Source organism: Paenibacillus sp. FSL R5-0486, from assembly GCF_037975155.1.
In the GTDB taxonomy this organism is placed as follows: domain Bacteria; phylum Bacillota; class Bacilli; order Paenibacillales; family Paenibacillaceae; genus Paenibacillus; species Paenibacillus amylolyticus.
This window is the reverse complement of sequence record NZ_CP150237.1, coordinates 72,582-87,683: the sequence shown is the minus strand read 5'-3', so window position 1 is coordinate 87,683 and position 15,102 is coordinate 72,582. Positions and strand designations below refer to the sequence as shown.

General features: G+C 47.9%; 14 protein-coding genes and 1 rRNA gene. 1 reads left to right on the top strand and 14 read right to left on the bottom strand.

Annotated features, from left to right (window positions below):
• Positions 1-289: 289 nt before the first annotated feature.
• Together MKY01_RS00410 and MKY01_RS00405 are read right to left on the bottom strand one after the other, a co-directional pair.
• Positions 290-1,842, bottom strand: a 16S ribosomal RNA gene (locus MKY01_RS00410).
• A gap of 439 nt (positions 1,843-2,281) precedes the next feature.
• Entirely contained in the window at positions 2,282-2,833 is a 552-nt protein-coding gene (locus MKY01_RS00405; RefSeq protein ID WP_127551168.1) for a hypothetical protein, read from the bottom strand.
• An 86-nt stretch (positions 2,834-2,919) separates the two neighbouring features.
• Between MKY01_RS00405 and MKY01_RS00400 the strand changes: the two genes are divergently transcribed.
• Entirely contained in the window at positions 2,920-3,510 is a 591-nt protein-coding gene (locus MKY01_RS00400; protein ID WP_076254656.1) for a TetR/AcrR family transcriptional regulator, read from the top strand.
• 85 nt (positions 3,511-3,595) lie between these two features.
• Here the strand turns inward: MKY01_RS00400 and MKY01_RS00395 are convergent, their stop codons facing one another.
• The 12 genes from MKY01_RS00395 to cysK form a co-directional block, all read right to left on the bottom strand.
• Positions 3,596-4,933 carry a TrkH family potassium uptake protein gene (locus MKY01_RS00395; protein WP_282319759.1) on the bottom strand — a complete coding sequence of 446 codons (1,338 nt, stop codon included), beginning with the start codon at positions 4,931-4,933 and terminating at the stop codon, positions 3,596-3,598.
• 204 nt (positions 4,934-5,137) lie between these two features.
• A complete protein-coding gene (gene lysS / locus MKY01_RS00390; protein ID WP_036606098.1) occupies positions 5,138-6,649 on the bottom strand; it encodes a lysine--tRNA ligase in 1,512 nt (503 codons plus the stop codon).
• 116 nt (positions 6,650-6,765) lie between these two features.
• Entirely contained in the window at positions 6,766-7,245 is a 480-nt protein-coding gene (greA, locus tag MKY01_RS00385) for a transcription elongation factor GreA (RefSeq protein WP_036606099.1), read from the bottom strand.
• 251 nt (positions 7,246-7,496) lie between these two features.
• On the bottom strand, positions 7,497-8,516 hold the full coding sequence (dusB, locus tag MKY01_RS00380) for a tRNA dihydrouridine synthase DusB (protein WP_047844501.1): 1,020 nt from the start codon (positions 8,514-8,516) through the stop codon (positions 7,497-7,499).
• Between the two features lie 96 nt (positions 8,517-8,612).
• Complete coding sequence (locus MKY01_RS00375; protein ID WP_047844502.1) at positions 8,613-8,816, bottom strand: helix-turn-helix transcriptional regulator; 204 nt, start codon at positions 8,814-8,816, stop codon at positions 8,613-8,615.
• The gene (gene folK, locus MKY01_RS00370) at positions 8,768-9,316 is read right to left on the bottom strand and encodes a 2-amino-4-hydroxy-6-hydroxymethyldihydropteridine diphosphokinase (RefSeq protein WP_127551172.1); all 549 of its coding nucleotides are present in this window, start codon (positions 9,314-9,316) and stop codon (positions 8,768-8,770) included. Before folK ends, MKY01_RS00375 begins: the two co-directional genes overlap by 49 nt.
• A gap of 9 nt (positions 9,317-9,325) precedes the next feature.
• Positions 9,326-9,688: a dihydroneopterin aldolase gene (gene folB / locus MKY01_RS00365; protein WP_036606103.1), complete on the bottom strand. Its 363-nt coding sequence runs from the start codon at positions 9,686-9,688 to the stop codon at positions 9,326-9,328.
• A 117-nt stretch (positions 9,689-9,805) separates the two neighbouring features.
• Entirely contained in the window at positions 9,806-10,669 is an 864-nt protein-coding gene (gene folP / locus MKY01_RS00360; RefSeq protein WP_282319760.1) for a dihydropteroate synthase, read from the bottom strand.
• The gene (locus MKY01_RS00355) at positions 10,666-11,550 is read right to left on the bottom strand and encodes an aminotransferase class IV (protein WP_100528136.1); all 885 of its coding nucleotides are present in this window, start codon (positions 11,548-11,550) and stop codon (positions 10,666-10,668) included. The genes folP and MKY01_RS00355 overlap by 4 nt, the downstream gene beginning before the upstream one ends.
• A gap of 1 nt (position 11,551) precedes the next feature.
• Positions 11,552-12,127 (bottom strand): aminodeoxychorismate/anthranilate synthase component II, encoded by a 576-nt coding sequence (gene pabA, locus MKY01_RS00350; protein WP_036606106.1) that lies wholly within the window; start codon positions 12,125-12,127, stop codon positions 11,552-11,554.
• A 65-nt stretch (positions 12,128-12,192) separates the two neighbouring features.
• Positions 12,193-13,800, bottom strand: a complete 1,608-nt coding sequence (locus MKY01_RS00345; RefSeq protein ID WP_127551176.1) for an anthranilate synthase component I family protein — start codon at positions 13,798-13,800, stop codon at positions 12,193-12,195.
• Positions 13,801-13,940: 140 nt separating this feature from the next.
• Positions 13,941-14,879: a cysteine synthase A gene (cysK, locus tag MKY01_RS00340; protein ID WP_036668448.1), complete on the bottom strand. Its 939-nt coding sequence runs from the start codon at positions 14,877-14,879 to the stop codon at positions 13,941-13,943.
• Positions 14,880-15,102 lie beyond the last annotated feature (223 nt).

Below are 15,102 nucleotides of genomic sequence, written 5' to 3'. Positions count from 1 at the left end.
CTGCTCGCTTCCCTTGTTTTGCTTGCGCAAAGCCAAAAGTCGCTCCCATTCGATACCATCGTACGTGCAATCTACCGTTTTTATTGAAACTTGTTTAACACAAGTTCAGCTAAAAAGGAATGTTCTAATTCGCGTTTGTTTCGTTTCGATATCTAGTTTTCAAAGAACAAGCTCCATGCAAAAGCAAGCTGTTTGAGAGTTTGAGCTCTCAAAACCGAACAACGAGTGAGTGTTTTGCAGCTAAGCTGCATATTTGAATGTTTCCGTTGCAGGAAACGATTCTCCATAGAAAGGAGGTGATCCAGCCGCACCTTCCGATACGGCTACCTTGTTACGACTTCACCCCAATCATCTATCCCACCTTCGGCGGCTGGCTCCTTGCGGTTACCCCACCGACTTCGGGTGTTATAAACTCTCGTGGTGTGACGGGCGGTGTGTACAAGACCCGGGAACGTATTCACCGCGGCATGCTGATCCGCGATTACTAGCAATTCCGACTTCATGCAGGCGAGTTGCAGCCTGCAATCCGAACTGAGACCGGCTTTGTTGGGATTGGCTCCATCTCGCGATTTCGCAGCCCGTTGTACCGGCCATTGTAGTACGTGTGTAGCCCAGGTCATAAGGGGCATGATGATTTGACGTCATCCCCACCTTCCTCCGGTTTGTCACCGGCAGTCTATCTAGAGTGCCCACCCGAAGTGCTGGCAACTAAATATAAGGGTTGCGCTCGTTGCGGGACTTAACCCAACATCTCACGACACGAGCTGACGACAACCATGCACCACCTGTCTCCTCTGTCCCGAAGGAAAGATACATCTCTGCATCGATCAGAGGGATGTCAAGACCTGGTAAGGTTCTTCGCGTTGCTTCGAATTAAACCACATACTCCACTGCTTGTGCGGGTCCCCGTCAATTCCTTTGAGTTTCAGTCTTGCGACCGTACTCCCCAGGCGGAGTGCTTAATGTGTTAACTTCGGCACCAAGGGTATCGAAACCCCTAACACCTAGCACTCATCGTTTACGGCGTGGACTACCAGGGTATCTAATCCTGTTTGCTCCCCACGCTTTCGCGCCTCAGCGTCAGTTACAGCCCAGAGAGTCGCCTTCGCCACTGGTGTTCCTCCACATATCTACGCATTTCACCGCTACACGTGGAATTCCACTCTCCTCTTCTGCACTCAAGTCACCCAGTTTCCAGTGCGATCCGGGGTTGAGCCCCGGGATTAAACACCAGACTTAAATGACCGCCTGCGCGCGCTTTACGCCCAATAATTCCGGACAACGCTTGCCCCCTACGTATTACCGCGGCTGCTGGCACGTAGTTAGCCGGGGCTTTCTTCTCAGGTACCGTCACCTTGAGAGCAGTTACTCTCCCAAGCGTTCTTCCCTGGCAACAGAGCTTTACGATCCGAAAACCTTCATCACTCACGCGGCATTGCTCCGTCAGGCTTTCGCCCATTGCGGAAGATTCCCTACTGCTGCCTCCCGTAGGAGTCTGGGCCGTGTCTCAGTCCCAGTGTGGCCGATCACCCTCTCAGGTCGGCTACGCATCGTCGCCTTGGTGAGCCGTTACCTCACCAACTAGCTAATGCGCCGCAGGCCCATCCCCAAGTGACAGATTGCTCCGTCTTTCCAGTTTCCTTCAGGCGAAGAAAACAACTATTCGGTATTAGCTACCGTTTCCGGTAGTTGTCCCAAACTTGAGGGCAGGTTGCCTACGTGTTACTCACCCGTCCGCCGCTAACCATCAGAGAAGCAAGCTTCTCTTCAAGTCCGCTCGACTTGCATGTATTAGGCATGCCGCCAGCGTTCGTCCTGAGCCAGGATCAAACTCTCCAATAAAGTATTGAAAAGAGCGATAAGCTCATTTTGAATCTGACGAGATTAAAAATCTCATTTGTGCTCCAGTCGATCCAAGCCAAGGCTTGTCTCAAACTTTTGCGTTCATTCTGCAAGCAGAATGTTTACTCACTCGTTGTTCAGTTTTCAAAGATCAAACTTATTTTGTTACCGAATGTCGTTCTCTTCAGCAACTTTTATATCTTATCACATCCGAACCAACTTTGCAAGCTCTTTTTTTAAGTTTCTTTCGAAGCTTATTTCATTCACTTGCCGCACCGTGTAAACCGTGTTTTCTTGGCCGGAATTAGAATATACCATGTACAGATATTGAATGCAAGTCTTTTTTTAAAACTATATTAACAATCGGTTTGACCTAATACGGACGTACATATGGGTATTCTCCCAACTTAGCAAGTTCATACACACGTCCATTTTTACTTTACCGTTTAACATTCCTAGCAGGAACCTTTCTTGGCCATAAACTGTAACTAAAGCTTATCAGAAAATCAATACCGAGTATCAATCCCCACACTCTGATCAAATTATTGAAGACAGCTGTACGTTCAGCATCTCCAATCCACCATATCATGGCCAATAAAAAAGCACTTCCTATAGCCCAAGCCAATAGATGTCTAAACCATCCACTACGCTCACGACTGGCATGTTCTCTACCATATAACTTGTTACTACGAGGGTTTTCTCCACCTTTGAACCAATATAGGAAATATCGATCCGCCCAAGCGATCATCTGGTGACCATAGGCAATGCTTACTCCTATATACACCGCAGCTATACCATGAATCATACTTGCTGTAGCTCCTCGCTGTAGATCCATAACTGTAGCTACCAGCAATAACAGATCGATAACCGGCGTCGCCATTAACAAACCGATGCCTATTCGCTTCATGCCAAGGAGATACCTGACACTCAGACCTGCGAACACAAACACCCAAAAGGCAATCTCACAACCTATAATGAAATAACCAATCATTTCAGCCTCTCCTTTTTTGATACAAATGTATTAAATATAATTTAGCACGTGTGTACTATAATAATCAACAGTGATATAATATGCCTATGCCTAAACTTGTTGATCACGATAAACAGCGCGTGCTCGTGGCCGAGGCAGCTTGGCGTATTATACGAAGAGATGGCATGGAACAGGCCTCTGTTCGGAATATTGCTGAAGAAGCTGGAGTTTCGGTTGGTTCGATGCGTCACTACTTTTCTACTCAATCGGAACTACTACGATATGCCATGAATTTGGTATCTGAACGGGTGTCTCATCGAGTCCAAAAAATGTCCTTCACCGGCTCTCCCATGGACAATATGAAATGCCTATTGCTCGAATTCTTACCAAACACAGAAGAAAAACTGGCCGAAATGGAGGTGTGGTACGCTTTTACAGCCAGATCGAAAACCGATCCTAGACTCAAAGAACTTGCTAATACCGTATATGATGAACTCAGACAAGCTGTAGGCTCTGTTATCACCTACCTGATAAAGCTCGACCTCTCCAGACCCGATCTGGACAAAGAACTGGAGATCGAGAGATTGTATGCACTGGTAGATGGCTTAGGCATACATACCGTGCTTAGACCGGATCAGATGAATGCCAAGCTCATGGACGATGTTCTCACTTTGCATCTTGCTTCCTTGTGCCGTTAAACCAAAAAAACCGCAGCACATTCGTTGTGACTAAGGCCCGTTACGATAACAGGAGTTAGTTCTGAATGTCTGACGGTTTTTCTTTTTATCCGATAATGATCCGGCCCTCCGGATGACGATACAGTTTCTTCTCTTTGCGCGGACGAAGGGCATACGCGATGGTTAATGGCCCGATCCGACCTACAAACATGGTAAAGGTAATGATGATTTTTCCCCAATTGGTCAACTCATCAGTCACTCCCACAGAAAGACCCACGGTACCGATTGCGGATGCAGCTTCAAACATCAGTGAAAGGAATGGCGCATCCTCTGTCGTAAGCAGAAGCATCACCACGATCATGAATATGATCAGAGAAACCATAATAATGGTCAACGCCCTCATCAGCAGTTCTTTCGGAACACGCTGGCGGAAAAACACAATATCCTTATTTCCCCGAATCATGGCATACACCGCACCAATCATGATCAGGAATGTAGTCGTCTTGATTCCGCCCCCGGTCGATCCTGGGGAAGCCCCGATAAACATCAGCAGAATGAAGAAGAATTGGGTAGCCTGCCTCATCTCCGTGATATCGATTGTGCTCGTTCCCGACGAACGTGTAGAGACAGACTGGAAGAAGGACGCATAGATCTTCTCGCTCCATGTGAGTGAAGCCAGTGTATGTCCATTGGTAAATTCGAAAACAAACAACACAATCGCTCCTATACCGATCAGCGCTCCGGATACAGACAGCACCAGTTTGGACTGAAGAGACAAACGGCGGCGTTTGCGATACTCGAACAGATCATTTAATACAACAAAACCCAGTCCACCAGAGACAACGAGCACAGAAGCAGTCACATTGAATATCCAATCTCCAGTGTAGTATTGAAAGCTGTTGCCAAACAGATCAAAGCCGCCATTATTAAATAGTGAAACAGAGTGGAATATTCCATAGTATACGGCCTGACCCAATGGCATCTCCGTTGCCCAGCGCAACGCTAGTATGACAGCAGCCACCCCTTCAATGGTAAAAGAGAAAATCAACACCTTGCGGATAATCCGTACTATTCCTTCCATACTGTCTGCATTAATGGCTTCTTTAAGTAATAACCTGTCCTTGAGTGAGATTCGCTTGCCCAATACAAGGGCAAAGAGAGTAGCCATGGTCATGAATCCGAGTCCACCAAGCTGCATTAATACCATAATGACGAACTGACCAAACAAATTAAACGTTGTCCCTACATCCACAACGACAAGTCCAGTTACACATGCGGCAGAGGTTGATGTAAAGAGCGCGTCAATAAACGCCAAATGCATACCGCTTTGGTTGGAGATTGGCAACATGAGAAGCACCGTTCCAATCGCAATGATAAGCAGAAAACCACCGACCAGAATTAACGGAGGAGATAAAAATTTGGCAAAGTGAAGCCTGAACTCCATGAAGGGCACCTCTTTTAACAAAAATACGAACAGGTTAATCTAACAATTTCAAGACGCGGTGTTACCCTAATGTTGTGCTGTGAGCAAGGGCCTTCTGACAAACTTTATTTTTAGCGTCTATGTAAACCTAAAGAGGAACTTGCCCCAGCATGATACTGAACGGCAGGTTCCTCTTCTATTATGAACGTATCCTACGTTCCTTATTTAATCTTGCGTACGAGGACGCATGTGCGGGAAGAGCAGTACGTCACGAATCGACGGGGAGTTGGTAAGCAGCATGATCAGACGATCAACCCCGATTCCCAATCCGCCTGTTGGTGGCATACCATATTCGAGCGCACGGATGAAGTCGTCATCCATCTCATGAGCTTCGTCGTTCCCATGTTCTTTCTCCAGCATCTGTGCTTCAAAGCGCTGACGCTGATCGATTGGATCATTCAGCTCTGTGAAGGCATTGGCATGCTCGCGTCCAACGATGAACAATTCGAAGCGATCCGTGAAACGCGGATCTACATCATTTTTCTTCGCTAGTGGTGAGATTTCAAGAGGATGTCCCATAATGAATGTCGGTTGAATCAACGTCTCTTCTACAAATTCTTCAAAGAACGCGTTCAAAATATGACCAAATGTCATATGTTTTTCAACCGGAACCTTATGTTCCTTCGCCAAGTTGTGTGCTTCCTCATCCGTCATGTGTACGGAGAAGTCTACGCCTACAACTTCCTTAACTGCATCCACCATCGTAACACGGCGCCACTGTGGCGTAAGATCTACTTCATAATCTCCATACTGGATCACTTGCGTACCCAGTACTTCCTGTGCAATATGAGCAACCAGGTTCTCCGTCAATTGCATAATATCCTTGTAGTCGGCATATGCCTCATACAATTCAATCATGGTGAACTCCGGATTGTGACGTGTGGACATACCTTCATTCCGATATACACGGCCGATCTCATATACCTTCTCCAGCCCGCCAACAATCAGACGTTTCAGGTGAAGTTCAATCGCAATCCGCATGTACAGTTCCATATCCAGCGCATTGTGATGTGTGATGAACGGACGTGCTGCCGCTCCTCCTGCGATGGTATGCAACGTAGGTGTTTCCACTTCCAGATATCCAAGGGAATCCAGGTAACGACGCATCGATTGAATGATTTTGGAACGTGCGATAAAGGTCTGTTGTACGTCCGGGCTCATAATCAGGTCAACATAACGCTGGCGATAACGCAGCTCTACGTCAGTGAGACCATGGAATTTATCCGGAAGCGGATAGAGCGATTTGGACAGCACTTCAATATCTTTCACTTTGACAGAAGTTTCACCTGTTTTGGTCTTAAAGATCACACCCGTTACCCCAACGATATCGCCAAGGTCCAGCAGGCTAAATGCCGCATACTTGTCTTCAGGCACGCTATCCTGACGAACATAGATCTGGATTCTGCCGCTCAGGTCCTGAATATGTGCGAAGCTTGCTTTACCCATTCCCCGCTTCGCCATAATCCGTCCGGCAATACTGACTTCGATGTGCTTCTCTTCCAGCTCTTCCTTGGTCAGTTCTTCATACTTCTTCAGAATGGAGCCGGCTTCTTCGGTACGTACGTATTTTTGGCCAAAAGGGTCGATTCCCAATTTGCGGAGCTCGTCCAATTTGTCACGGCGAATTTGTAAAAGCTCGCTAAGTTCGGTTTCCTGATTCAAGACTTCATCCGTCATGATCTGTATTCATCTCCTTATTTACATTGCAGGCATCGCGAGAGGTCGTTTTTCCTCTAATGTTGAAAAAGCTTCCCTAAGGAAGCTTTTGTTTACCGTGCCCAACTGCTTCGTTGCTATAGCTTTTTAATGTCCATAATTTTATATTGAATTACGCCAGCAGGCACACTTACATCAACAACTGTACCTTTTTTCTTGCCGAGAATCGCTTTACCTACAGGGCTCTCGTTCGATATCTTGTTCTGAAGCGGGTCTGCCTCCGCAGTACCTACAATTGTATATTCCGTGATGTCGCCAAACTCCAGATCTTCTACAGTGACGGTTGCACCCACGCTTACGGCATCGGTATCGATCTCGTCGCTGTTAATAATCCGCGCGTTACGAAGCAATTTCTCCAACGTGATTACACGTCCTTCGATGAAAGCTTGCTCATTCTTCGCGTCTTCGTATTCAGAGTTTTCACTGATATCTCCATACCCGATGGCGACCTTAATCCGTTCAGCCACTTCGCGGCGCTTCACTGATTTCAATGTTTCCAATTCTTCTTCCAGCTTCTTGAGTCCTTCTGGTGTAAGGATAACTTCCTTGTCGCTCATCTCAACCGATTCTCCTGTCATGGGAATAAATTTGATTGTACGGCAACGGAATCAGTGCTTGTTACAGAGCTCCGCTCGCATACATCTTCAAAACTATATGAAGTTCTCCAGAGGAATAGAATATTCCTCCTGATGCTATATCCTTATTAACGCACATGGCGAATTTATACTGAGAAATTATAGGGGAACGATCTCGAAAAGTCAATGTTACGTCCCCTATAGGTGTAAACGTTTTACAGATGCGTTTATAATTAAGATGCATTTCCGGTGATTACCGGTTCTGACTCCAAATTACCTTCGCTTTTCAGCTGACTCACAAAGTTCTCCAGAATCTGTACCATCTCGTCCCGCTTGGTTCCTTCCATAATAACATCCTTGATGCGGGCAGATCCTTTCAGGCCTTTCAAATACCAAGCCAGATGTTTACGCATCTCGCGTACGGCAACTGTCTCATTCTTCAATGCGATCAGGCGATCCATATGCAGGATGGCAACACGGATCTTCTCTTCGCCATTCGGGTCAGGAAGCAATTCCCCCGTGCTTAAGTATTGAATGGTACGATACAGCATCCATGGGTTACCCAGGGCGGCACGACCGATCATAACTCCGTCACAACCCGTTTCATCCAGCATACGGCGTGCATCCTCTGGTGTATGGACATCACCATTGCCGATCACTGGGATAGAGACAGCTTCTTTTACATCTTTGATGTGTGACCAGTCAGCTGTGCCTGTATAGAGTTGCTCACGCGTGCGGCCGTGTACACTTACCGCCTGTCCGCCAGCACGTTCAACCGCGAGCGCATTCTCCACCGCGAAGATATGCTCGTTATCCCAGCCGATACGCATCTTGACCGTCACCGGCTTCTCCACCGCGTCCACGACAGCGGATACCATCTCATAGATTTTGTTCGGATCAAGCAACCAACGTGCACCGGCATCACATTTTGTTACCTTTGGCACAGGGCATCCCATGTTAATATCGATGATGTCTGCATTGGTTTCTTTGTCCACGATTTTGGCTGCTTCTACAAGGGAATCACGATCTCCCCCAAAAATCTGAAGGCTCAGCGGTTTCTCACGCTCATCTACAAACAACATCTCACGTGTACGCTGGTTGCCATGGACAATGGCTTTGCCACTCACCATCTCCGCGCATACGAGACCTGTTCCGAATTCTTTTGCGATCAAACGAAAAGCCGGATTACATACGCCAGCCATCGGCGCAAGTACGACCTGGTTTTTCATTTCAATGCCACCAATGTTAAGCACGGTAGTCGTTCCACTCCTTTTTTAATTCTGTATATATCACGATATAAAGTTTGATCGGTGTCTTGGTTGTTGTAACATGGCGAAACCGAAACGGTCCTAGTTTCCCCGCAGCTCCTCGATACTGATTGCCAGCACACCAGCAATTCGATCGAGTTCTTGCTGTGATACCTTACGGTTTCCCCGTTCAATGGTTCCCAGAATGGCCAGCGAGATGCCGGTCTCGGCCGCAAGTTCATGTTGTGTTAAACCTTTCAACTTCCGGAATGCCCGGATTCGGTTGGCCAATTGCATGTTTTCCAAAGCTGTATTCCATCCTTTCCATCCAGTACAGACAACGATGAGTGTACAAAGGTATACAAACCTGAAATCTCGCCCTCCGGTACGATATCCGACAGTGGTACCAGTACAAAAGCCCGTTCTCCCATGCGGGGATGAGGCAATTGAAGCAATTCGGTATCTCGCGTCTCACCGTGCATCCAGAGCAGATCCAGATCAACGGTGCGCGGTCCCCAGCGAATATCACGAACACGACCGAGACGGTTCTCGATATCCAGTAATTCCGTGAGCAACTGCTCTGGTGTCAGCATCACCTGTACGGCGACTGCCATATTCAGAAATGCAGGCTGATCTACATATCCTACAGGTTCCGTCTCATATAGTGCAGAACAACGCAGAACGGATATATGAGGGTGTTCATCCAGCAAAGACAATGCTTCAAACAGCGTCTGTTCCCGGTCACCCAAATTGGCCCCTAAAGCAATATAAGCCTCTGAAGATTCAGAGGTCGAATGTGCAATCATGATCGGTTCTCACTTTCTTGTGCGGCGAAGCTCTACCGTTACGCCCTCAAAATGAATATCGAATGGCGGATGTGGCTTCGTCACCTTGACTGTCAATGCATTGATAATAGTATAAGTGTCTAGTAAAGAAGATGCAATATGTTCGCCCAAAGCTTCAATTAACTGGAATGACTTATTCTCTACAATCTGTTTTACCAGCTCATGGATCTCCGCATAATTAATCGTTTTGGTCAGATCATCGTTACGTCCGGCCTCACCCAGATCCATATCAATCTCCAGATCAATATAATACCGCTGCCCAAGCTTCCGTTCTTCTGCAAAAACACCATGATATCCGTAATACTCCATACGATGCAATACCATTCTATCCATACGATCCGCCTACCCTCTATATATATTGAAATTTTAATCTATTTGAAGTTATCCCTTAGCTTCGCCTTTGAAAAACGCTGCGCTTCCACTGGACGGGTCACCAGGGACCCGCCAGCACTATCTCCTCCGTATACCCGGAGAAGCATACAACATGGCATCACTCATGTCTGCCGTCCGCCGAATCGGCTTCACATCATGAACCCGAACCATCTGGCAGCCTTGGGCAATGCCAAATGCAACGGTCGCAGCGGTTCCTTCCAATGCATCATCCGCCCCAACATTCAGGGTGTTCTGGATGAATCTTTTGCGTGAGGTGGCTAGCAGAACGGGATACCCCATTTCATTGAGCAAACCGAGCGATGACATGAGCTTCAGATTTTCTCCGAGATCCTTCACAAAACCAATGCCCGGGTCCAGGATAATTTGCTCTGCTTTCACGCCAGCTGTTAACGCAATCTGTATGCTCTCCTGCAAATCGCTCACGACATCACTCAGATAATCGGTGTAATTCCGATCCTGCCGATTATGCATGAGTATGATAGGACACCCCAGCTCTGCTGCCGTGCGGGCCATATCTGGATCTGTCTTGGCACCCCACACATCATTAATAATATGAGCACCGGCCAGAATAGCCTGACGTGCAACATCGGCCTTATACGTGTCTACCGATATCGGAATGTGCGGGGCTTGCTGATGCAATGCTTCAATAACCGGAATAATCCGGCTAAGCTCTTCATCGGCGCCCACGACATCTGAACCTGGCCGGGTGGACTCCCCGCCGATATCAATCAGGTCCGCCCCATCCTCCATCATCTGCTTGGCATGGGCAACCGCCCGCTCCACGTTGGTATAACGTCCACCATCCGAGAACGAGTCAGGCGTGACGTTAAGAATGCCCATAATCTGTGTTCTTGTACCCAGCTTCAATTCAGCTGGCCCCCATGCATAGTTCCGTTCATAGATGACAGGTGTAAGTGTCATGAAGTATACCCCGCTTTCTGCCGGTACATACCCAGAAGGACTGCTGTAACCGGGCCAATATGTCCGTTGCTAATTATCGTTTCGGCTCCGTCCTGATCCCGCAGAGTTGTCACCGGAACCAGTTCGGCCACCGAGCCGGTTAGAAATATTTCATCTGCTTGCAGGAGATCCTCCCAGGAAGCTAACGTTTCTATGCAGGGGATTCCTTGCTGCGAGGCAATCTCCATTACCACAGCTCTCGTGATACCCGGCAGAATGCCGGTTGAGAGTGCTGGCGTGTAGAGAACATTTTCCCGTACCCAAAACACATTGCTGACGATCCCTTCCGCTATATGACCATCCCGGGTTAATTGTAGCCCTTCTGCACCCTGCACATGCTGCCCGTATCCATTAAGCTCCCGTTTCGCCAGAATACTGTTCATGTAATGCAGCGACTTGAACCGAACTTCTCCTTCGGGCGTGTTGCGAGGTGTAGACAACCGTTGAATCATTTTTCCACTCTCATATAAAGAGGGAGAAGGATCAGGTAATGCTTTTGCCAGTAAAATATGATTTGGCTTCGAATAATCACCAGAAGGTAAGCCTAGCGGTGCTTCACCGGCTGATACCGTGTATCGCACATACGCATCCCGAAGTCCGTTCGCATCCATCAAACGTTGAAGCCCACCTGTCACCTCTGCGGCGGTCGTTGTAAAAGGAATGCCAAGTTCCTTACACCCCGAAGCCATGCGCTCCAGATGCCGTTCCAAAAGATATGGGACACCTTGATACGTCCGGAACGTCTCAAACAGTCCAAGTCCGTACAAAAAGCCGTGATCCGTTACAGGAACCACGGCCGCCGCCATATTGACCAACTCTCCATTTATCGCGGCATATTGCATGTTATACCTTTACTTGTTGGGACAAAAAGTTACGAAGCATCTGATGACCATGGTCTGTAATAATGGATTCCGGGTGGAATTGAACCCCTTCAATCGCATATTCTTTGTGGCGCAAACCCATAATCTCACCTTCAGCTGTCTCCGCTGTAATCTCCAGGCAGTCAGGCAAGCTGCTACGTTCGACAATCAGGGAGTGGTAACGGGTAGCTGTGAATGGAGATGGCAATCCGGCAAAGACCGAAGTCCCGTTATGGTGCATCTCGGATGTTTTGCCGTGCATCATACGCTCCGCACGAATGACATTGCCACCAAACGCTTGTCCAATGGACTGATGTCCCAGGCACACACCAAAGATCGGAATGCTTCCCTTGAAATGATCAATGACTGCCAAGCTAATGCCTGCTTCATTCGGTGTACACGGGCCCGGAGAGATCAGAATATGATCAGGTGCCAGTGCCTCTATGCCTGCCAGATCAATCTCGTCGTTGCGGCGAACTTCCACCGTCTCGCCCAGTTCACCCAGATATTGAACCAGGTTATACGTGAAAGAATCGTAATTATCGATAACCAGTATCATATGCCTGCTCCTCCTCATCTTCCGTCAATGCAAGTGACGGTTGCTTCGTTTTATTTTATTTTAGTTTAGTTAACAGCTTCTGTTCTTTTCGCTTGTTCTTGTTCAATAGCTCTGCTTGCTTCCGCCTCTTCGCTGTAATTCACAGCTCTCATCATGGCTCTTGCCTTGTTGCGGCATTCCTTGTATTCCCGATATGGATCGGAATCAATAACAATCCCTGCCCCGGCCTGTACATAACCAATACCGTCCTTAATGGCAAGTGTACGAATGACGATGTTCAATTCCATATTCCCACTGTAATCCATCCACCCGATGGAACCCGTATAAGGCCCACGCCGCACAGGCTCAAGTTCCTCGATAATCTCCATGGTGCGGACTTTTGGGGCTCCTGTAATCGTTCCACCCGGGAATGTCGCAGCGATCACATCAAATACGGATAACCCTTCTGCCAGCCTACCTTCCACCTGGGAAACGAGATGCATGACATGGGAATACTTCTCGATGGTCATCAATTCAGGCACATGAACCGAACCGTAGGCTGCAATCCGTCCGATATCATTCCGTTCCAGATCAACGAGCATAATATGCTCCGCCCGTTCCTTCTCACTGCTGAGCAGTTCATCCGCCATAGCTTTGTCCTCTGCTTCATCCCGGCCCCTTCTTCGGGTCCCTGCGATGGGACGTGCACTGACTTTGCCATTCTCCACTTTGACCAGAAGCTCGGGAGATCCGCTTACCAGTTGAAAGTCTGGACTACGCAGCATTCCCATATACGGTGATGGATTCACAAGGCGCAGCCATTCATAAATATGCTCAGAGCTCGAATGAAGCCGCTTTTCCTGTCTCAAGGACAGGTTCACCTGGAACACATCGCCCTGCCTGATATATTCCTGTACCGTACGCACAGCTTGTTCAAAGTCCTCCTGGGGAAAGGAGGTTTCCCATCCTTCCGATTCCCTTTCCGCATCTTCAGGCTGCGGGGTACGATTGACCTGCTTGTTGCGGCGTTCCAGTGCCTGTTGTTGTTCCTCAGCCTGTGCAGCCCCCATAATATGAAGCCAACGTTTCTGCATCGCTGTCGCTCGTGCTTCTGCCGCTGAATATAGACTACGGATATCCGTTTCTTTCCGGTTAGGCTCTATAGCCAGATGAACCATGCAGAAAAGTGCCTGTTGCTCATGGTCATACGCCCATATTTCTTCAAAGCGCATCCACCAATAATCCGGTAGAGCCGGATTATCTTCAGCCAAGACTGGAAGCTTCTCCAATGATCTTGCTACATCGTAGCTGAGATAACCTGCGTATCCACCCCCAAAGTCTGGAGCCCCATTAACCTTAGGTGCGTTATATGGGGCAGTCCATCTCTTCAATACATCAAGCGGCTTACCGCTGTCCGTCGAGGTGGTTCCCAGCGTCACATCATGAATAACCGATTCTTGACCTTTACCGGAAATAACGGATACGGGGTCTAACCCCAGAAATGTATATCTCCCGCCTTTGCCATTCTCCAGCACAATTGCGTATGGTGATGCCTGCTCCCAAGCTACCTCCCACGATAACGGTAAACCGCCATGATACGGTCCCTCATCCGACTTTGTGATATAGGGCATCATGGTCCAGCCTTGTTCAGCCCACTCCATCCAGTCGGCGTATGTTGTCATCAGGTGTGTCATTGCGGTGTGCCGCCCTCCATCTGTCGCTAGTTCTATTGTCTGATAGTATACTAAAGCGCCGCCTCTTTTAAAAGCATTACGCCAAAAATCCTCCATACCCGTCATACGGGCAAGGAGGATTGGTTTTGTCATTTGTAGACTTAGCCTTCGAAGTTGTACAGAGGTGTGCTGAGGTAACGTTCGCCGTTACTTGGCACGATTACGACCACGCGCTTGCCTTCACCCAACTGTTTCGCAACCTGAAGACCTGCACGGATCGCCGCACCGGAAGAAATACCAGACAGAATGCCCTCTTCCTTCGCTACCTGACGAGCCGTCTCGAATGCATCATCATTCTCAATGTGAATGATCTCATCATAGATTTCCTGATCCAGAATCTCAGGGATAAAGTTGGCACCAATCCCCTGGATCTTATGTGGTCCTGGTTTGCCGCCCGCCAGAATTGGCGAAGCTGCTGGCTCAACCGCAACAATTTTAATACCAGCAAAAGCTTCTTTCAGCACTTCGCCTGTACCTGTAATTGTTCCACCTGTACCGATTCCTGCAACGAAAGCATCTAACGTACCGCCTACAGATTGAATTGCTTCAACAATCTCAGGGCCAGTCGTTTCACGGTGGATCTTCACGTTGGCTTTATTTTTAAATTGCTCAGCCATGAAATAGGAAGGGTTTTCTTTCAGCAGTTCTTCGGCTTTTTTAACAGCACCATTCATACCTTCAGCTCCAGGTGTAAGCACAAGCTCAGCACCATACGCACGAAGCAAGTTACGACGCTCCAAGCTCATCGTCTCAGGCATTACAATAACGGACTTGTAGCCTTTGGCTGCAGCCACCATCGCGAGTCCAATTCCCGTGTTACCACTTGTTGCTTCGATAATGGTATCACCTGGTTTTAGCTTGCCTTCTTTTTCCGCTTCTTCCACAATGCTAATTGCGATACGGTCTTTCACGCTTGAACCTGGATTCTGGTACTCCAGCTTCACGAATACTTCAGCACTGCCTTCAGGTACGATACGGTTCAGACGAACAAGCGGAGTACCTCCGATGAGTTCTGTTACGTTATTAACTACTTTAGCCATATGAATGCCCTCCTTAGTGGATGAATAAAACTTGAGTCCTGTTAACCTATACTGTGCGGCCGGTAGCCTCTAGCTGTTATAGAAGAACTGCGGAAATCCTGTTGATCCTATCCCTTACTGCCAAGATTTCTAGCAGGGCGGAGGTTTCCGAAAGTTTCTTTGTTCATAAATAAATCTTTTATATCCGAGTAAACGAGTAGGTATTTATTATTTTCATCTTATC

Bases quoted from the DNA above. Each gene is read 5' to 3' on its own strand.
- folB (WP_036606103.1), bottom strand. From the start codon at position 9,688: ATGGATAGAATGGTATTGCATCGTATGGAGTATTACGGATATCATGGT.
- lysS (WP_036606098.1), bottom strand. From the start codon at position 6,649: ATGACGGATGAAGTCTTGAATCAGGAAACCGAACTTAGCGAGCTTTTA.
- cysK (WP_036668448.1), bottom strand. From the start codon at position 14,879: ATGGCTAAAGTAGTTAATAACGTAACAGAACTCATCGGAGGTACTCCG.
- MKY01_RS00400 (WP_076254656.1), top strand. From the start codon at position 2,920: ATGCCTAAACTTGTTGATCACGATAAACAGCGCGTGCTCGTGGCCGAG.
- MKY01_RS00405 (WP_127551168.1), bottom strand. From the start codon at position 2,833: ATGATTGGTTATTTCATTATAGGTTGTGAGATTGCCTTTTGGGTGTTT.
- greA (WP_036606099.1), bottom strand. From the start codon at position 7,245: ATGAGCGACAAGGAAGTTATCCTTACACCAGAAGGACTCAAGAAGCTG.
- folK (WP_127551172.1), bottom strand. From the start codon at position 9,316: ATGATTGCACATTCGACCTCTGAATCTTCAGAGGCTTATATTGCTTTA.
- MKY01_RS00355 (WP_100528136.1), bottom strand. From the start codon at position 11,550: ATGCAATATGCCGCGATAAATGGAGAGTTGGTCAATATGGCGGCGGCC.
- MKY01_RS00395 (WP_282319759.1), bottom strand. From the start codon at position 4,933: ATGGAGTTCAGGCTTCACTTTGCCAAATTTTTATCTCCTCCGTTAATT.
- pabA (WP_036606106.1), bottom strand. From the start codon at position 12,127: ATGATACTGGTTATCGATAATTACGATTCTTTCACGTATAACCTGGTT.
- folP (WP_282319760.1), bottom strand. From the start codon at position 10,669: ATGACACTTACACCTGTCATCTATGAACGGAACTATGCATGGGGGCCA.
- MKY01_RS00345 (WP_127551176.1), bottom strand. From the start codon at position 13,800: ATGACACACCTGATGACAACATACGCCGACTGGATGGAGTGGGCTGAA.